Source organism: Streptomyces ureilyticus (genome assembly GCF_011045025.1).
Lineage (GTDB): Bacteria > Actinomycetota > Actinomycetes > Streptomycetales > Streptomycetaceae > Streptomyces > Streptomyces ureilyticus.
Window position 1 is genome coordinate 20,411 of sequence record NZ_JAAKZX010000040.1, and the last position, 18,810, is coordinate 39,220.

At 70.4% G+C, this 18,810-nt stretch carries 11 protein-coding genes, 1 tRNA gene and 1 pseudogene; 7 read left to right on the forward strand and 6 right to left on the reverse strand.

Translation table 11 applies throughout. The features are described from left to right. The first annotated feature begins 23 nt into the window (after nt 1–23). Together G6048_RS15390 and G6048_RS15395 are read left to right on the forward strand one after the other, a co-directional pair. Nucleotides 24–773, forward strand: a complete 750-nt coding sequence (locus G6048_RS15390; RefSeq protein ID WP_235989879.1) for a hypothetical protein — start codon at nt 24–26, stop codon at nt 771–773. A gap of 125 nt (nt 774–898) precedes the next feature. After that, on the forward strand, nt 899–2,077 hold the full coding sequence (locus G6048_RS15395; RefSeq protein WP_165340092.1) for an aromatic ring-hydroxylating oxygenase subunit alpha: 1,179 nt from the start codon (nt 899–901) through the stop codon (nt 2,075–2,077). Between the two features lie 75 nt (nt 2,078–2,152). Here G6048_RS15395 and G6048_RS15400 read toward each other — a convergent pair whose 3' ends face one another. Beyond that, entirely contained in the window at nt 2,153–2,959 is an 807-nt protein-coding gene (locus tag G6048_RS15400; RefSeq protein WP_165340093.1) for a hypothetical protein, read from the reverse strand. 360 nt (nt 2,960–3,319) lie between these two features. Here G6048_RS15400 and G6048_RS15405 point away from each other — a divergent pair, with 360 nt between their 5' ends. The 3 genes from G6048_RS15405 to G6048_RS15415 all read left to right on the forward strand — a co-directional run bounded on the left by G6048_RS15405 (nt 3,320) and on the right by G6048_RS15415 (nt 11,011). Then, nucleotides 3,320–3,853, forward strand: coding sequence for a hypothetical protein (locus G6048_RS15405; RefSeq protein WP_165340094.1), 534 nt, complete (start codon nt 3,320–3,322; stop codon nt 3,851–3,853). A gap of 78 nt (nt 3,854–3,931) precedes the next feature. Then, the gene (locus tag G6048_RS15410) at nt 3,932–5,977 is read left to right on the forward strand and encodes an SPFH domain-containing protein (protein WP_165340095.1); all 2,046 of its coding nucleotides are present in this window, start codon (nt 3,932–3,934) and stop codon (nt 5,975–5,977) included. A gap of 96 nt (nt 5,978–6,073) precedes the next feature. Continuing rightward, a complete protein-coding gene (locus G6048_RS15415) occupies nt 6,074–11,011 on the forward strand; it encodes a DNA repair ATPase (protein ID WP_165340096.1) in 4,938 nt (1,645 codons plus the stop codon). Nucleotides 11,012–11,062: 51 nt separating this feature from the next. Here the strand turns inward: G6048_RS15415 and G6048_RS15420 are convergent, their stop codons facing one another. Beyond that, complete coding sequence (locus G6048_RS15420; protein ID WP_165340097.1) at nt 11,063–11,710, reverse strand: peroxiredoxin-like family protein; 648 nt, start codon at nt 11,708–11,710, stop codon at nt 11,063–11,065. Between the two features lie 101 nt (nt 11,711–11,811). Here G6048_RS15420 and G6048_RS15425 point away from each other — a divergent pair, with 101 nt between their 5' ends. Further along, nucleotides 11,812–12,411, forward strand: coding sequence for a TetR/AcrR family transcriptional regulator (locus G6048_RS15425; protein WP_165340098.1), 600 nt, complete (start codon nt 11,812–11,814; stop codon nt 12,409–12,411). Nucleotides 12,412–12,417: 6 nt separating this feature from the next. On the opposite strand, the pseudogene G6048_RS49530 reads toward G6048_RS15425, so the two are convergent. From G6048_RS49530 to G6048_RS15440, 3 genes and pseudogenes are all read right to left on the reverse strand, one after another. Further along, nucleotides 12,418–12,777 (reverse strand): annotated as a pseudogene (locus G6048_RS49530) (hypothetical protein); the annotation flags it as partial. Between the two features lie 81 nt (nt 12,778–12,858). Further along, a complete protein-coding gene (locus tag G6048_RS15435) occupies nt 12,859–14,496 on the reverse strand; it encodes a type 1 periplasmic-binding domain-containing protein (protein WP_165340099.1) in 1,638 nt (545 codons plus the stop codon). A 4-nt stretch (nt 14,497–14,500) separates the two neighbouring features. Then, entirely contained in the window at nt 14,501–16,642 is a 2,142-nt protein-coding gene (locus G6048_RS15440) for a hypothetical protein (protein ID WP_165340100.1), read from the reverse strand. A 319-nt stretch (nt 16,643–16,961) separates the two neighbouring features. Between G6048_RS15440 and G6048_RS15445 the strand changes: the two genes are divergently transcribed. Then, nucleotides 16,962–17,756 carry an SAM-dependent methyltransferase gene (locus tag G6048_RS15445; protein WP_165340101.1) on the forward strand — a complete coding sequence of 265 codons (795 nt, stop codon included), beginning with the start codon at nt 16,962–16,964 and terminating at the stop codon, nt 17,754–17,756. A gap of 694 nt (nt 17,757–18,450) precedes the next feature. Here the strand turns inward: G6048_RS15445 and G6048_RS15450 are convergent. Then, nucleotides 18,451–18,523: transfer RNA gene (locus G6048_RS15450), tRNA-Arg, on the reverse strand. Nucleotides 18,524–18,810 lie beyond the last annotated feature (287 nt).

The window sequence follows — 18,810 nt, forward strand, 5'->3', positions numbered from 1 at the left end:
CAACGCTGGGAGGGGAGACGCGCATGCGCCGAAGACGTCGCCCCGGGCCCATGCCGGAAGCGCACCTGATGGCGCATCTGCGGAGCACGGTGTGGGGGCCCGCCGAATTCGTCGGCCTGCCGCCGTGGTGGCTGGCAGCTGAAGGGCTCCTGGTCGGATGTCTTGGAGCGGGGGCGATCGTCGGGGCTGCGGTCGTCGGTGCCTGGTACGGGATTCCCGGGCTGGCGGGCGGCGAGGGCGGCCTGGTGTGTGCTGTCGCGCTCGTTCTGTATCTCTGCGTGGTGCGGGCCGGACGCGCGCTGGTCGGCATCGTCGCCCTGCTCGGGGTCTGCCTCGCGCTTCAGGCGCCCCAGGCGGCCGTGGGCCTGGTTCTGGCGGAGCGGGGGCGAGTCGAGTCCGCAGTGGTGACGGCGGTCGAGGGCGGGCCGGGAGCCCTCTCCGGCCGCGGACGCTACCTCTGCTCGGTGGCCGACAGTGACGGCGTACCGCTGAAGGTCCGCATCTGGCGCGGTTGCGGCCAGGCCACCCAGCCCGGCGACGAGCTCGCCGTCGTGTGCGACGCGAAGGGGCACGTGCCGCCGCGCGGCATGGAGGCCGGAACGTCCCCGTCGGGCCCCCTGCGAGGCCTGGGCGGCTGGGCGGCCACGCTCGTCACCGCGTGTGTGGTCGCCGTCGTGCGCTCCTATCGGCTCTCCCGCACCTCATCCGGCCCTCCTGGCCGGCAGGCCTCCGCGGCGGGACCGGACAGGGCGGCTCAGCCGCCGCCTTGCTGATCATTCGGCAGTCGGGCCGGGCGGCGCCGGGTGCCGAGCCGCTCACCCGTCCGGACGCGCCGGCAGGGCATGGCGGCGGGCGGCGGCCAGGATGGAGGGTGCTGTCCGAGGTACGAGGGAGAGGCATGACCGAGGCCGACGCCGACAGGTCCGGGAGCAGTCCGCCCTCGGGGTATCGCGATCCAAGGTCCGCCGTGGACGACCTTCGGCGCGTCGGAGCGAACCCGGATTTCTGGTACCCGGTCGCACTGTCCCGGAGTGTGCGCACAGGACGGGTGCTCGCGACCGCGTTCGCAAGCGAGAGCATCGCCCTCTACCGCGGGGCGAGCGGAACCGTCCACGCGCTGGAGGACCGGTGCGCCCACCGGCAGGTGCCGCTGAGTATGGGTGTCGTGGAGGGCGAGACACTCCGCTGCTGCTATCACGCGTGGGCCTATCGCGGCGACGGCCGCATCTCTCAGATCCCGTACCTGTCCAAAGGCGATGGCCGGCCGCCGCGCGGCGTGCGCGGCTACCCGGTCCGCGAGGCGTACGGCCTCGTGTTCGTCTTCCCGGGCGACCCGGAGAAAGCAGCGGTCACCGCGCTGCCCGACCTGCCGGCCTTCCGCTCACCGAAGTACAGGACCATGACCTTCTCCCGGACGGTGCGCTGCCACTACTCGTTCATGCACGAGAACCTGCTCGACATGAACCACCAGTTCCTCCACCGGGGCGTCGTCGGCAGGCTCCACCCGGAGTTGCTGGAGTACCGGACCGGCCCACGGTCGGTGGAGGCCACGTACCTGTTCACCCATGCCGGCGGGAAGCGGAACCGCGGCGCCTCCCTGCTGGCCGCCGAAGGCATGGGCGGCGGGGACTCCCGCGACGTCATGACGATCCGCACCGCATACCCGTACCAGACACTCGACCTCGTCCCGGAGAACGCCGAGCGTCCGGCCTTCAGCCTCTGGGCCGCGTACGTGCCCGAGGACGCCGAGCAGCGCAGCTGTCACGCCTACGGCCTCCTCATGATCGAGAGGCCCGGGATTCCCGGCGCCCTTCATCTCGCCTGGCCGCTCATCAGGCGCTTTGCCGAGCGCGTGTTCGCCGAGGACCGCATGGCCGTTGAAGCCGAGCAGCGGGCCTGGGAGCAACAGGGCGAGGACCGCAACCACGAGGTCTCCCCCCTGATCCTCGACGTACGCGAGGTGCTGCGCGCCAACGGCATCCCTGTCCGCCTTCAAGCCGCCGCGAGCAGCACCGCCGAGGCCCGCAGCACCGCTGGGGCCTGCGACGGCCCGGAGCCAGTGTCCGGCCACGACTGACTCCCGAGGCGGCGGGCGCGGAGCCGGGCGGGCATCGGAAGCCGGACGTGTTCGTCGCCGACGACGTCCCGCTGCCTACGCCTGATGTTCCTCGTCGGTCTTGAACAGCGACTCGACAAGTTCCAGGCGCAGTTGTTCCGGGTCCTTGCTGACCAGCTCCGGTACCTGCCGGTTCCACTCCTCCGCCGCTTCGTCCAGCGCCTCGGCGAAGGCTGCGCGGGCCCGCCGTCGGAAGACGGCCATGGCGACGGGGAGCAGCAGACGGGCGAAGGAGCGGCCCGTGACTCGTACCTTGACGGTGACTCGCCACCGCCCGTCCTGTGCCGGACGCGGTACGACCGTCGCCGTGGCGCGGGTGAGTGGGTGGTCGAGGGTGCCGGTGACGGGTGGCCCCGTGCGGCGGCCGCGGCCCGCTGCGGACGGCCACCACGCGCCGAGGTCAAGGTGGAGGCGTCCGCTGCCGCTGGTGTACCTCGTCCATCTGCCGCCGCTTGCCTGCGCCTTCCCCGAGAGCTCCGCTTCCCGTGGCCGTTCGACGCTGGTGAGTCTGAGCGTGCAGACCATATGCGTGGGTTTGTGGGGGTTGTCGTCGAGGGCGACCATCTCCAGGGCCGTCTCCCGCCGCCGGTCCCAGGCCAGGACCGTGAGCGCCGCGTCGAGATCCGGCCCCTCCTCGTCGCTCTCGGGGTGGTAACGGGCGCCTCGCTGCAGATGGCGTCCCTTGTCCAGGAACAGTTCGGGCAGGTGACGTCCGTCGGGCAGCCGCAGCCGTGCCCCGTCCTCTTCGAGACTCTCTGCGAGGTCGTGGAGCATGACGACGCACGACTCGAACCAGCGGCGGGGTACGGGGGTGAGTGTCACCGTGTGCTGAAAGCGGGCCATGCGCCAATGGTGGCCGTCCGACGGTGCCGAGTCAGGGGGTGACCCGGCAGCGACGAGCCCGGTCTGGTTGCCGGTTTCCGGGCCATCCCTCTGGTGCATCAGGAGGACGACGTTCGTTTCCTGGAGTGCCCCGCCTCTTGATGCGCCAGTGACGCCCTCTTAGCGGGAACCGGCATGGAGGCCCGGGTGAATGCTGCCGGGATCCGGCAATGCGAGGGCGGGTCTCCCGCAGGGAAGATGTCCTCGGGGGAAGCCGCAGGTAGCCCTGGTGCCGGGTATCGGCAGGGACGCCGATACCCGGCACCAGGGCCTGTTCCTCTCCACAGACCAGATGCGATGACGTGATGAGCGGGGGTGGACATGCGGGCCTTTCTCGAAGCGGCCAGCGGCTTTCCCACCCTCCTGTTCACCGCCGCCCTCGTCGTGGCCGTCGGATTCTGGGTTCTCGTCGCCTTCGGCGCGGCCGGCTCCGACAGCTTCGACGCGGAGGCGGACCTCGACGCCTGGGGCATGGGCGGGGTGCCGGTCGCGGTCGCATTCTCATTGCTGACGGTGCTTGCCTGGTTCCTCAGCCTGGGGGCGGCGATCCTGCTGGACGCGTACGTGCCCTCGGGAATCCTCGGCGGACTGCTGCGCCTGGTGGTGCCGATCGGGGTGCTGCTCGCCGCCTGGCGGCTGACCTGCCTGTTCGTACGGCCGCTGCACCGCCTCTGCCCCGATGAACCCGAGCCGCCCCGGCGCACCGAGGTCACCGAGGCCCGCGTCGGCGACGGCGCGACCTCGCCGCATGCCGCCCCCGACGTCGAGGAACCCGTCCGCCCCATGCCGCGTGCCGCCGTGCTCGACCCGCGGGATCGCGCCGACGCGCTCAGTCCGCGGGACCGCGCTGCCTGAGCCGCGCCGCCACCCGGATACACCCCGGCGCCTTCCACCCTCACCACTCAACTCCCTTACGCCTCAAGGACGTATGCCATGGATGCCACCACTGTGGGCATCGGCGTGCTCGTCGCCGTTGTCCTGCTCGCCACACTCGCCCTGCTGTTCGTCTTCTCCCGGCTGTTCCGCAAGGTGGAGCAGGGCAAGGCGCTGATCGTCTCGAAGATGCGGAAGGTCGATGTGACCTTCACCGGGCAGGTCGTGCTGCCCGTGCTGCACAAGGCCGAGGTGATGGACATCTCGGTGAAGACCATCGAGATCATGCGGGCCGGCCGGGACGGGCTGATCTGCCGGGACAACATCCGTGCCGACATCCGGATCTCGTTCTTCGTACGGGTCAACAAGACCGCCGAGGACGTCATCAGGGTCGCCCAGGCGATCGGCACGGCGCGGGCCAGCGACAAGGACACGCTGCAGGAGCTGTTCAACGCCAAGTTCTCCGAGGCGCTGAAGACCGTCGGCAAGCAGCTGGACTTCGCCGACCTCTACACCAAGCGCGAGGAACTGCGCTTCCGGATCATCGAGATCATCGGTATCGACCTCAACGGCTACAGCCTGGAGGACGCGGCGATCGACTACCTGGAGCAGACGCCGCTGACCCAGCTCGACCCGGCCAACGTCCTGGACGCGCAGGGCATCCGCAAGATCACCGAGCTGACGGCCATCGAGCACGTACGCACCAACGAGTTCCAGCGCACCGAGGAGAAGGAGATCACCCGGCAGAACGTCGACGCCCGGGAGGCCATCCTCGAACTGGAGCGCCGCCAGGCCGACGCGGAGATCAAGCAGAAGCGGGAGATCGACACCGTACGGGCCCGGGAAGAGGCCGAGACGGCACGGGTGATGGAGGAGGAGCGGCTGCGGTCGCAGGGCGCGTTCCTCAAGACCGAGGAGCAGCTGGGCATCCAGCGTGAGAACCAGGCCCGTGAGGTGGCCGTCGCGCAGAAGAACCGCGAGCGGGTCATCGCCATCGAGAACGAGCGCATCGAGAAGGACCGCCTCCTCGAAGTCATCGCCCGGGAGCGGGAGACCGAGCTGACGCGGATCTCCGCCGAGAAGGAGGTCGAGGCGGAGAAGCGGGAGATCGCCGAGGTCATCCGGGAGCGGGTCGCGGTGGACCGTACGGTCGCCGAGCAGGAGGAGTCCATCAAGAAGCTGCGCGCCGTGGAGGAGGCCGAGCGCGGCCGGCAGGCCGTGATCATCGCCGCCGAGGCGGAGGCGCAGGAGAAGCTGGTCAAGGACATCAAGGCGGCGGAGGCGGCCGAGCAGGCGGCCACGCACCGCGCGGCGGAGCAACTCACGCTCGCGGAAGCGGGGTTGAAGGCCGCCGACCTGGACGCGCGGGCCAAGCTGCGGCTCGCCGAGGGCATCCAGGCCGAGGCGGCGGCCGAAGGACTCGCGGCCGTCCAGGTCCGCGACAAGGAGGCCGAGGTCATCGAGAAGGCCGGCCTCGCGGAGGCGGAGGCCACCCAGGCACGCCTCAAGGCGGAGGCCGAGGGGGCACGGGCGAAGGCCCACGCGGAGGCCGAGGCGATCGGCGGCAAGCTGAAGGCCGAGGCGGCCGGTCTGACCGAGAAGGCCGCCGCGATGGCCGCCCTCGACGACGCGTCCCGCGGCCACGAGGAGTACCGGCTGCGTCTGGAGGCCGAGAAGGACATCCGGCTGGCCGGTCTGGACGTGCAGCGGCAGGTCGCCGAGGCACAGGCCACGGTGCTGGCGACCGGCCTGGAGAACGCTGACATCAACATCGTCGGCGGGGAGTCCGTCTTCTTCGACCGTCTCGTTTCCTCGATCGCGCTCGGCAAGAGCGTCGACGGCTTCGTCCAGCACTCCGAGACCGCGCAGGCGCTCGCCGGGCCCTGGCTGGACGGCACGTCGAGCTTCACCGACGACCTGAGCCGCGTCCTTGGCTCGGTCTCCACGGCCGACGTGCAGAACCTGACCGTCTCCGCGCTCCTGATGAAGCTGATGAACACGGGCGGAGCCAACGCAGGCCGACTGGAGCAACTCATGGACCGGGCGGGCGAACTGGGCCTGGCCGACCTGCCGCTCGCCGAACTCAACGGCGGCGTCAAGGCCTGATCACCCGCCCCAACGGGTCCGGAGCCGCCGCACAGGGGACGGCGGCTCCGGACCCCCTCTTTCGCGAACTGCGTGAATGTGAAGGGAAGCTGGAGCATGGCAACCGGCCTGGACACCGGTACGTACGACACGCTCGACACCGGTACGCACGAAGTACTCGACACCGGTACGTACGAAGTGCTGCGCGACCGTCTCGCCGCGCAGGCCGGCGAGCTCGCCCGGCGCGCCGAGGCGCTCAACGCCCGCCGCACCGAGGAGTTCGGCTCGACGCGGCTCGAACTCACCGGCACCGAGCGCATCCGCACCGAGCACAACTGCGTGCCGCGCGACATCGTCGCCGTCGGCGACCACCTGCTGTTCGGCTACAACGTGTTCCTCGGCCTCAAGCCGGAGACGACGGTGGGCGACGTCTTCGCGCTGCACGACCACGACCTGAACCGGCTGCCCGAAGACGTCGTCCCAGGTCTCCTCGACGACCCCGCGTTCGTACGGGAGTTCGCAGCCCTCTACCGCTACTACCGTCAGGCCCACCTCCTCCAACTACGCCGAATCGACGGCAAGTTGCTGGCGGTGTTCCAGACCGGGGAGAAGACCGACGACATCCGCGTCCTGCGCTGGGCGCTGTCCGACGACGGCCGGGCGACCTTCCTCGACGCACGCGGCGAGCGCGACCACGTCTTCCCGCCGTCCCACGACTTCGAGTGGACCGACGCGACGCGCGAGGACCACGTCCTCGGCCGCCACCCGCACGTGTCCGTGCAGGGCGAGCTCTTCGTCGAGACGGTCGGCGGCACCCTCACCGTCAAGGTCGAGGACAACACCGAGACCGGGGAGGGGATCTACGCCGAGCCGGTCGACGAGCCGCTGCAGTCGCTGGCCGACGCGGACATCGCCCACGCGCGCGTGGGGGCCCTGATCCTGCTGCGGATCCGCCCCTACAAGGAGGACGCCCACCGGTACCTGGTGTTCAACACGCTCACCAAGGCGGTCGTACGCCTCGACGGCATCGGGCAGGCCTGCCGCCGCCTGCCCGAGGACCAGGGCATCGTCTTCCCGGGCGGCTACTGCCTGGCCACGGGCGCGTACAAGACCTTCGACGGCACGGATACGGCCGACCTGGAGTACGAGCGCGTGGTCCGCTCTCCCAACGGCGAGGACGTGCTGTTCGCGTTCCACGCGCGCGTGGAGGGCCGCAGCCTCCTCCTGCCGTACAACATGATCCGCAAGGAGGTCGCCACCCCGCTGTCCTGCCACGGCTGGGCCCTGTTCGACGACGGCACACTCATGGTCCTGCGGGCCGACAGTGACGAACCGGCCCGCGTGCATCCTCTGCAGATCTGGCAGTCCCCGTATGTCTCCGACACGCACGCCGCCACCGCCCCCACCGGCACCGGACCGCTGGCCCGCGTCGGCAACGCCGACCTCGTACGCGGCATCTCCGACTGCCTGTCCGTCACGCGCGCCGTCACCGAGACGACCCCGACGACCGAGGTGTACGCGGCGCTGGCCGCTGCCTGCGTCCGGGCGGCGGACTCGTACCACTGGCTGGGCGACCCCGAACTGGGCGATCTGCGCGCTCCGTTGGAGCAGGTGCGGGTCACCGCCGAGCAGGTGCTGGCCGAGTTCGAGACCGTGCAGGCCCTGACCCGGCAGGCCTCCGACGCGCTGGGCGAGGCAGCCACACGCATCGCCTCGCTCGTGCGGCGCCTGCGGGGCGAGGCACCGCGGGACGCCGCCGCCTGGGTGAGCGGTCTGACCGAACTGCGCCACGCCCAGGGGCATCTGCTGACCCTGAAGGAGATGCGGTACGCGGACACCGCCCGTATCGACGAACTCGCCGCCGGCGCCGAGGCGGACCTGGCCACCTTCGGGCAGCGTGCCGTCGCTTTCCTGGCTCGCGAGGACGCCTTCACCGGCCACCACCAGGACCTCGAACAACTCGTCGCGGACGCCGAGTCGCTCGCCACCGTCGTCGAGGCCGCACCCGTAACGGCCCGCCTCGACGAACTGACAGACGGGCTGCAGACCGTCACCGAGGTCGTCGCCGGAATCGACATCGGCGACGCCACGGTCCGTACGTCCATCCTGGAACGCATCGCCGAGGTCCTGGGCGGCGTCAACCGTGCCCGCGCCACGCTCGACGCCCGCCGCCGCGAACTCCTCGACCACGAGGGGCGCGCCGAGTTCGCTGCCGAGTTCGCCCTCCTCGGCCAGTCCGCCGCCGGCGCGCTCACCGCCGCCGACAGCGTGGAGTCCTGCGACGAGCAACTCGCCCGTCTGCTGGTCCAGTTGGAGAACCTGGAAGCACGCTTCGCCGACTTCGACGACTTCCTCGGCGAGCTGGCGGACAAGCGCACCGAGGTCTACGAGGCGTTCTCCGCACGCAAGCAGACCCTCGCCGACGCCCGCGCCCGCCGGGCCGAACAGCTCGCCGCCTCGGCCTCCCGGGTCCTTCAGACCGTGGCACGCCGCGCCGCCACGCTCGCCGACACCGAGGCGGTCAGCACGTACTTCGCCTCCGACCCGATGGTCGCCAAGGTCCGGCGTACGGCGGACGAGCTGCGCGAACTGGGCGACCAGGTGCGTGCGGAGGAGCTGGACGGCCGACTGAAGGCCGCCCGTCAGGAGGCGTCCCGCGCTCTGCGTGACCGCACCGACCTGTACGCGGACGGAGGCCGCACCCTCCGCCTGGGCCGCCACCGCTTCGCCGTCAACACCCAGCCGCTCGACCTCACGCTGGTCCCGCACGGAGATGGTCTCGCCTTCGCGCTCACCGGCACGGACTACCGCTCGCCGGTGACGGACCCGGGGTTCGCGGCCACTCGCCCGTACTGGGACCGGCCGCTGCCCTCGGAGTCCCCCGACGTCTACCGGGCCGAACACCTCGCCGCCCGGCTCCTGGACGAGCACGGCCCGGCCGCGCTGGCCGAGACCGATGACCTGGCCGCCCTGGTACGACAGGCCGCGGAGGCGTCGTACGACGAGGGCTACGAGCGCGGCGTCCACGACCACGACGCGACCGCGATCCTCGCCGTGCTGCTGCGGCTGCACGAGGCGGCGGGCCCGCTGCGGCACCGGCCAGCCGCCCGCGCCGCCGCACAGCTCTTCTGGGCCCACGGCACCACCGACGACGAGCGCGCGGCCTGGACTCGCCGCGCTGTGTCGCTGGCCCGCGCCCGGGACACGTTCGGGCTCGCCCCGGCGATCGCCGACTTCCAGGCGGAGCTGGCGACCGCAATGGGCCAGGAGAAGACCGGCGCTCTCGCCGCCGCGTACCTCTTCGAGGAGCTGACGGCCGGACCCGAAGGGTTCGTCATCAGCTCGGCCGCGCGCACACTGCTCGACAAGTTCCGCCGCACGGTGGGCACTTCGGCGTACGACGAGGACCTCGCCGCACTCGACGACCTCGCCGCACGCCGCCAGCTGGTGGAGGCGTGGCTGTCCGCGTACACCTCCGTCACCGGCACGGACCTCGACCCCGGCGACCTCGCCGAAGCCGTGGCCGCCGAACTCTGCCCGGACCTGACGCGCTACGAGTCCGACGCGCCGCTGACCGAGACGGTCGGGGGACTTCTGGGCGCCCACCCGCGCCTCACCGGCCGTACGCTCACGGTCCGCATCGACGAACTCCTCGCGCGCACCGGCGACTTCCGCGCCCACGACGTGCCCGGACACCGCACCTACCAGCGGCAGCGCACGGCCCTGGTCGCCGCCGAGCGGTCCCGTGTCCGACTGGACGAGTACTGCCCGCGAGTGATGACCGAGTTCGTCCGCAACCGCCTCATCGACGAGGTCTACCTCCCCCTCATCGGCGACAACCTCGCCAAACAGCTCGGCACGACCGGCGACGGCAAGCGCACCGACAGCGGCGGTCTGCTGCTGCTCATCTCGCCGCCCGGCTACGGCAAGACGACGCTCATGGAGTACGTCGCCGACCGCCTCGGTCTCGTCCTGGTCAAGGTCAACGGCCCGGCCCTCGGGCACACGGTCACCTCGCTCGACCCGGCCGAGGCCCCGAACGTCACCGCCCGCCAGGAGATCGAGAAGATCAACTTCGCCCTGGAGGCGGGCAACAACACGCTCCTCCACCTCGACGACATCCAGCACACCTCGCCCGAGCTGCTGCAGAAGTTCATCCCACTGTGCGACGCCACACGCCGCATCGAGGGCGTACGGGACGGCGAGCCCCGCACCTACGACCTGCGCGGCAAGCGCTTCGCGGTCTGCATGACCGGCAACCCCTACACCGAGTCGGGCAGCCGCTTCCGCGTCCCGGACATGCTGGCCAACCGTGCCGACGTATGGAACCTCGGTGACGTCCTGACCGGCAAGGAGAACGCCTTCGCGGTCAGCTTCATCGAGAACGCCCTGACCGCGAACGCGTTCCTGGCTCCCCTCGCGGGCCGCGACCGCGCCGACCTCGACCTGCTGATCCGGCTGGCCGAAGGCGACTCCACGGCCAGGGCCGACCAGCTCACCCACCCGTACGCCCCCGCCGAACTGGAGCAGATCCTCGCGGTCCTGCGCCACCTGCTCACCGCTCGCGAGACGGTCCTCGCGGTGAACGCGGCCTACATCGCCTCCGCCGCCCAGACCGACAGCACACGCACCGAGCCGCCCTTCCAACTCCAGGGCTCCTACCGCAACATGAACAAGATCACCCAGCGCATCCAGCCCGTCATGAACGACGCGGAGCTGGCCGCCGTCCTGGACGACCACTACGCGGCCGAGGCCCAGACTCTCACCACCGGAGCCGAGGCCAACCTGCTGAAACTGGCCGAACTCCGCGGCATGCTGACCGCCGAACAGACGGCGCGCTGGGCGGAATTGAGGGCCACGTACGTCCGCACACAGACCCTCGGCGGCCCGGACGGCGACCCCCTCACCAGGGCCGTCGCCGCCCTCGGCCTCCTCGCCGACCGCGTCGCCGCCGTCGAGTCCGCCATCACCCGCGCCACCGACCCTCGCCACCTCATGGCCAACCCAGGGGCCCGCCATGCGGTACGCCCGGCCCCTGGTCCCGGGGAGCGCTGAGCCGCCCGACGTGCAGGCGCAACCGTGCGTACTGGCCGCCGCGCTGGTGGGTCAGCCCAGGGTGTCGAGGGCGGTGAGGATGTCGGCCGGTTCGGCGCGGCGGGTGTAGTCGGTGTCGGCGAAGGCCCAGCGGATGGTGCCGGCGCGGTCGATGACGTACGTGGCGGGCAGTGGGAGCGTGCGAGGGTGGCCGGCGTTGACGCGCTGGAGGTCGAAGCCGAGCTTGTCGTAGACGGCGGCGAGGTCGTCGGGGAGGTCGAAGGCGAGGCCGTACTGCTTGGCGATGTCGGAGCCGAGGTCGCTGAGGACGTCGAAGGTGAGGGCGTGCTTCTCGGTCAGGGTGAGGGACTCGTCGGGGATCTGCGGGGAGACGGCCACCAGGCGGGCGCCGCGTGCGGTGATGGCGTCGTGGTGCTGCTGGAGGGCGCGCAGCGCGATGTTGCAGTACGGGCACCAGGCGCCGCGGTAGAAGGTCAGCACGACGGGGCCCTCGGCGAGCAGGTCGTCCAGGCACAGGGTGTGTCCGGTCGCCGTGGGGAGGGTGAAGCGGGGGGCCTGGGTACCGACGGTCAGGGCGCGGTCGGACTGGCCGGAGTCGGCGAGTTCCTGGCCGGCCCGGCGCATGATCTCGCGTATCTCGGCGGGGATCTGCTGCTGGCGGGCTTGGTAGAAGGCGTGCAGCTCGGCGTTGAGGTTCATGGGGATGGGCCTCCTGGGGCACGACTCAACTCGGAACGATCGTTCCAAGATAATGGAGGCGAAGGTATCCTGGAACCCTCGTTTCAAGTTGGCGGTGAGGCATGCCGGACATCAAGCACTTCGACCCGGACGCGGCCCTGGAGGCTGTGGTCCGCCTCTTCTGGCGGCAAGGCGCCGCCTCGACCGGCATCCAGGACGTGGTCACCGCGACCGGTCTCAACCGCTCCAGCCTGTACGCCACGTTCGGCGGCAAGCAGGAGCTCTACCGCGCCGCGCTGCGCCGCTACGTGGAACAGCGGTCCGAGCCGGCGTTCCGGCGGCTGGCCGAGGACGAGCGGGGACTGCCCGCCATCGCCGACTTCTTCACCGGCCTGATCGATGCGCGCTGCTCGGGCGAGTACGCCCGCTGGGGCTGCATGGTCTCCAACGCGCATGCCGGGGCCGAGAACAGTGATCCCGGGGTACGCGCCGTCCTGGACCGGCACCACGAGCAGCTGCGGGAGGCGATGAACGCGGCACTGGTCACCGCCGATGCCCGGGAAGGGCTCGCCCCCGGCTGCGACCCCGGCACCTGGGCCGACCTGCTGGCGCTGCTCGCGTACGGCGTCAACCTCCGCTCCCGCGCCGGAGCGGACGCCCGCGACCTGAGCAGAACGGTGACCGCAACCCTCGCCTCGCTCGGCAGCCCGGCGGCACCCTGACGGCTCCTACCCATCAGCGCCGGGCCAAAGCGCGTACAGATGCTGTGGGCGCCCCCAACTTGTCAGAACGCGAAAACCGAGGTCCTCGTCGAAGGGCCGCCGGTCAGTCTTCTCCCGGCGCACGCGCTGAACTGCAGGGAGCGCGGCCGGGATGCGCTCCAGGACGCCTCCCGCGAACACGTCGTACAGGTTGCCCAGTTCCGAGCGGACGAAATGGCAGCGGTGCACCGTGCCCTCGCCGTTCACGGATTTGACGGACTCGCCCGTCCGGCAGGGCAGGCCCGCGCTGCGGTGCGGGTGGCGGCTGTACGGGAAGAGCGGGTCGAGGGCGGACCACTGCTCGGCCTCGGCGGCCGTGTACGTGTGCTCGGCAGGGAGGAGTGCGACAGCAAACCGAGGAATCGCCGAGAGTCTGCTGGGGGTGAGCTGAGAGAGGGGTCGGCTGTCTCAGGAAGTGCCACTCGGGATCACGCAGTTCTTCGGCTGTTCCTTGCCGGTGGGCCAGCCCAGACCGACGAACTTCAGGGTCCCGCGCACGCCCTGGCCCGGGTTCAGTTCGACCACCGCGACCGGCTTGTCGTACGGATTCCCGCCGCTGGTCAGGCAGATCAGGCCACTCGTGCCCTTCACCCGGTGCACCGACTGGAGTTTCGACCACTCCTGGCGGACGTCCGCGAGGCTGGGCGCCTGCTCGGCGTCGTTGCCCTGTACCTCGTGCAGAGCCGTGCCGATGGTGACAAGGCCGTCGTAGACGAGCATGGTGCGGGAGTCCTCCAGGTTCGGGGCGGAGCCGAGGTCTGTGCCCGCCTTGCTCGTGCTCTTGATCAGGTCGCTGAGGGCGTCCAGGGCTGCCTTGGGCTCCGTGAGGTACTGGGGGAGTTCGTTCGCGGTGGGCTCGCGGTGGTGGGTCTCCTTCCACTGCTTGGCCCAGGCGGCCAGTTCGGTGTCCCAGGCGGCCGGGTGCGCGGGGGCGGCGTACTGGACCGTCACCTTCGCCCCGCCGTCCTCGCCGCGCAACTGCGCCCAGTCCTTCTCGGACGTGGCCTGCCGCAGCGAGGCGGCGTCGGAGCCGCTGACCAGGGTGAAGTGCCGGTTCGCGCAGGTCTGTTTGGCGAGCGTGAGCGCGAAGATCCGCAGATGCAGCGTGCGCCCCGCGAAGTAGACGGTGTCGGCCGCGGAACCGCAGATGTTGTTGGCGACCTGCTCGAACTGGTTGCCGGTCGAGCCGGCCTCGTCGATCCCCGGGGATTCGAAGGGCATATCGGCGGGACCGGCCGGACCCGTCTCCTTGATCCCCCGGAACGCGTTCGCCAGCGACTCGGCGTAGGCGTCCGGGCGGGTGTCGTAGACCAGCACCGTCCTGGCGTTCTCCCGGCCCCGCTCGCCGTTGAAGTTGGCCAGGGCCTCGGCCGCGTTGCCGTTGGTGGGGATGATCCGGGCCAGGCCGGGGAATCGTTGCTTCTCCCCGTCGACGTTCGCGATCCCGTCTCCGCTGATCCGGGAGGCGAGCACCGGGACACCGTTTTCCGTCAGACGTTCTACGGCCTCCTCGGTGGCGTCGAGGGTGAGGTTGAAGCCCGTGACGGCTCGCAGCTTGTCCTTGTCTGATTCGGCCATGTCGAGCAGCGTGCTCACGACGTTGTCCTGATGGCCGTAGTTCAGCCCGGGGTTGGCCAGCACCAGCCGGATCCTGGGCACTTGGCCCTCGCCCGAGTTGGCCCGTCGCTGTCCCAGATACGCGCCCTGGAGGTCGCTGCGCATCTGCCGCCGCAGCCCCGCCGTGTCCGACTGGAGAGGCAGCATCATCGCCACGGTGACGTGGGGCTGGTTCGCGATCCTCTCGTTCTCCTCCGAGATGGCCTTGGCCACGGCGCTGATCTCCGGTGTGCCGAAGTCGTAGCCCGCGCCGTCGACGCCGATGCACTCGCCGCCGATCTTCTCGATGCCGTCGTGGCAGGTGTCCGGCTTCTGGAGGGCGGGAACGCCGTATACGCCGGCGGCCACGAGCACCGCCACGCCCGCCAGCGCGTAGAGGATCTTTCCCCACCTGGGCAGTCTGTTCCACCTGGGTATCCAGCTGGGCATCCCGTTACCTCCTTCGGCCGAGCTCATCGGTGCAGTCGCAGCGGAGCAACGGCTGCTCGTTCGCGGCCAGGTGGCTCCACTCGGTGGCTGTCGGGCCGAGTTCTCCGGCGCCGTCGAAGTACATGGTCGACAGTTGCCTCAGCAACTGCTCCAGCGTGCGGGCCATTTCGCTCCCGGTCGGCCTCGTGCGCTCCTCGCACAGCCATACGGCGTGCAGCAGTTGGTCGACGGTGCGGCGCAGCGGCGGTCCGTCGTCCCGTACCAGACCCTGGGCGCGCTTGCGGCGCTCGTCCGCCCCGCCCGGATACGGCGCCTGGGCGATCTCCAGCAGTTCCTCGCACCACTGACGAGAGCGGCCGGGAAGGGTGGCGGCGAGGTGGCGAACCACGTCGTCGACGCCGCCGGAGACAAGGTGGTGGTTCATCCGGTGGGTCGTCACCGAGTGGAACGCACCGCCGCGCCGCCCACTCACGGCGTAGTGGTCGCGCAGCAGATGGTGGTCGGCGTACCAGGCGGCACCGTCGCGCGACAGTCCGTACAGCCGGTGCACCAGCAGCTGGCGCAGGCCGAAGTCCCCGATGAAGTGCCGCTCGCAGCTGGGCCACCCGGTGTCGTTGAGATACCGCGCGACCTCATCTGCCGTCAGGCGCAGGGTATGGCCCGCCTGGTGATGGCGCAGCAGGACGTCCGCGCACTCCGGGTCGTGCGCCACCGACAGATGGGTGAGGAGATCGAGCCACTGGTCATGGTGCTCGTCCGGAAGCCGCACCGGCAGCTGGTCGAGGATCAGCTCCTGAAGCAGTACGTCCGTCACCGGCCGCTCGGGGGCGCCGTCCGGGTGGTGCAGCTTGGCGTCCAGGATGGCCCGGTCGTTGGCGTCCGTCTCCATCCGGTGGTCGGCGGCAGCGGTGGCCAGCCGGATCACCGTGTGTGGCCGTCCGCCGCTCAGCTGGGCCACGGCGGCTGTGATACGGCGGCGATGCGCACCGTCTTCCCGCTCCGCGCCCAGCTGTATGCGCTCGGTCGCCTTGCGGAGCTGGTCGCCGGTGAGGAAAGGCATCCGCAGCATGAGCACCCCCGCGGACAGTGGGCCCCGGTCCCCCTCCGGGTCCCTGCGGCGGGACCAGGTGGCCGGCACCCCGTCGGCGGGCCGGAACGCCGCCACCTCCCTCGGTGGCAGACCCCCGTGCAGGAAGTCGCCGCCGTCCGCCCGGCGCGCCGTGCCCACGATCACCACGCGGTCGCGCTGCCCGTCCCGGCGGTCGGTGAGCACGGCGCGCAGCAGCCGCTCGCCCAGCGGTTGTTCGGCGTGGTCCAGCAGCAGTCCTGGGCGGCCGACCCGGCCCAGCCAGCCGCCCAGTCCGCCGTACGCCGCCTCCAGATCCTCGCGCAGCGCCCGGAACAGGAAGCGCTCCGCGTCCTTCCGCCGCTCGCCGCCCGTCTGGAAGTCGGTGGCGAGCTTGCGCAGCCCGTGCTTGGGCTGGCCGGCCGCGCCGGGATACTCGCCGTAGATCCGGGTCAGTTCCGCCTCGGCCCGGGGCGTCACGCGCTCGAAGAGGGCGTCGAGCAGCGCGGTGAGCGCGGCGGCCCCGTACGGGCCGAGCGTCTGTCCGGCCAGGACCTCCAGCATTTTCCGTACGGCCCCGAGGAGCACGCCGCGCCAGAAGTCGCGCGCCCCCAGACCGCGCAGGCGCGGCTGCTGGATCAGCTCCTCGTACCGCTCGACCTCTGTCCTGATCGCCTGACCGGTGTCGTCCGCGACGCCGGTCGCGATCACCGCCAGGCCCGCGAAGAACCGCGGGAAGGTGAACGCGCCGCCCGTTCCCCGCCAGGTGTGCAGCAGCAGGGCGGCCTCGACCAGGGCTTCGGTCACCGCCGAGCGGGCACCGGGCTCCGGCCTGGCCCGGTCCGCGTACACCAGTGAGGCGCAGTCCAGGCGGATCACCGGCACCTGGCGGGCGAAACGGTCGTGCACCGCCCGCAGCAGCCGCCCCTTGCCCATCCCCGGGCCGCCGGTGAGCAGCACCACGGGCAGGTCGGGGCCGTACAACGGCTTGCAGTCGGCACCCGACGGCGACCGCCCTAACAGGCGTGCGAAGAAACCGTCCGCGTTGAGGAGTTTCTCGAAGCCAAGGTCCTCATACACGCATCTCCCCCGTGGATGCTCTCCCGCCCGGGAGCGGGTGGTCGATGTGGTGGATGGAAATTAGTGGAACACGAGACCTTCAGCCAGGACAACGGCTGTTATGTGAAAGGAAGTTGGTGGTGGGGATCCTTGGTGCCTCGTGTCGTTGCTTCATGGCGTGGTGGGGGGGCGACGTGCCTGAGCTCCAGAGGGTATGAGTACGGCCGCCCAGCGTGGCGTAGTACGTGACGGTGTCGCCGCGGTCGGCTTCCTTCGCGTCCAGCGATTGATTCACTCGTCTAGGTTATGGAGTGTCATCCGCCCAACTCGGGGAGTTCCCATGCCACTTGAGCGCCCGCTCATCAACAGCAGCGTGCCGCACTCCGCCCGGATCTGGAATTACTGGCTCGGCGGGAAGGACTGCTACGAGATCGACCGGGAGGTCGGCGACCAGATCGCGGGCGCCAACCCGGCGATCCTCGACATCGCCGTGGCGCAGCGGGCGTTTCTCGTCCGGGCGGTGGAGTACCTCGTCGGCGAGGTCGGCATCCGCCAGTTCCTGGACGTGGGTACCGGCCTGCCCACCGCGAACAACACCCACGAAGTCGCCCAACGGCTGATCCCCGAGACCCGGATCGTCTACGTCGATCACGACCCGGTCGTCCTGGCCCACGCCGAGGCGCTGCTCACCAGCACGCCCGAAGGAGCGACGGACTACATCGACGCCGACCTGAGCGAGCCCACCGCCATCCTGGAACAGGCCGCCAAAACACTGGACTTCACCCAGCCGGTAGCGCTGATACTGCTGGGGATCACCGCCCACATCACCGACGACACCGTCTATGACATCGTCGGCCGCCTGATGGACGCTCTGCCCTCCGGCAGCTACCTCGTGCTGTGCGACGACACCGAGGTACTCAACCCACAGCAGATGCGCGAGATGATCGAGCAGTGGAATGAGGCGAGCGACAACCCCCGTATCAACCGCAGCCCGGAAGAACTCGCCCGGTTCTTCGAGGGCCTGGAACTGCTGGAGCCCGGCCTGGTCTCCGTCTCCCGGTGGCGCCCCAGCCAGTCCGGCGAGCAACCACCCACCGAGGTCGACGACTTCGGCGGTGTGGCGCGCAAGCAGTAGTCACTGGTCCAGAGGCCTGCCGTCCCCGCGACACAGGCGAATCAGCATTTTGCCGGGAGGGTGTGGGCGTGGCTGAGGCCCCGGCGCACCCAAGGCGGCCAGGCGTGGGGAGGCCGCGCAGGTTCGGGAGTCCACGGTGATCCAGCCACGCATCCCCAGGGTCCCGTGCACCCCTGGCCCCTGCAGCAGCCGGTGGACACGGCTGCCCTTGGCCGGCCCGGGCAGGCGGGGGTCGTGTGTGCGTCGGCTGAGCGGAGCAGCCGGGCCCCCGCACTGCCTCTCCGCGCCAAGAGCGCCCGGGCTCTGGACGCGGTCGGCAAGGGGCGTGCCCACTCTGTGCCGCGACGGTGTGATGAGGGGCATGAAGAAACCACGAACAGCAGCGACGACGCCCCCACGCGGCAAGGGCTCGCGCACACAGCCAGTCACCGTGGCCGCTCCGCGCTTCGTACCGCTCAGCGCCGAGCAGGAACGGCACGCCGTCGATGCCCTGACCCAGTTGCTTCTCGACTGGTCGGTCAAGCGCTCAGCTGTGGGCCGACCAGGATCAGTCGACCGATGGGCGCGACTGGCGGCTGACCAGGCACCGACGGGCACATTTCGCGTACTGACAAGTGAGTACCTTCACCCAGAAGATCAGAAACCATAGGTTCCTGCAGGTCAGGGCGGTGTGCGTGCCCTGACGGGAAGAGTGCGCCCCCGGCAGGACTCGAACCTGCGGCCAAGCGCTTAGAAGGCGCCTGCTCTATCCACTGAGCTACGGGGGCCAGGTGTGGTTGCCTGGGGCACTGATGCCCGGTGTGGGCGGATCCGTGACCTTGCCGGGGACAAGGATAGGGCTCCCTTGCCCTGGTCCCCGGTGCTTCGCCTCCGTGGCTCAATGTGGAGGTTCGGTGAAGCGGTCCTGATAATCGCAGGCAGGTGCGAATCGTGCATCGCTTTTGGCGTCTCGTGTCCCTGGTGTTGTGTACTCGTTATGCCTGCGCCCCAGTCGTCCCTTCCGCCCCGTGTGTCCGATCGGCGCGCAGATGTAGTCATATGCTTCAGAAAGCCT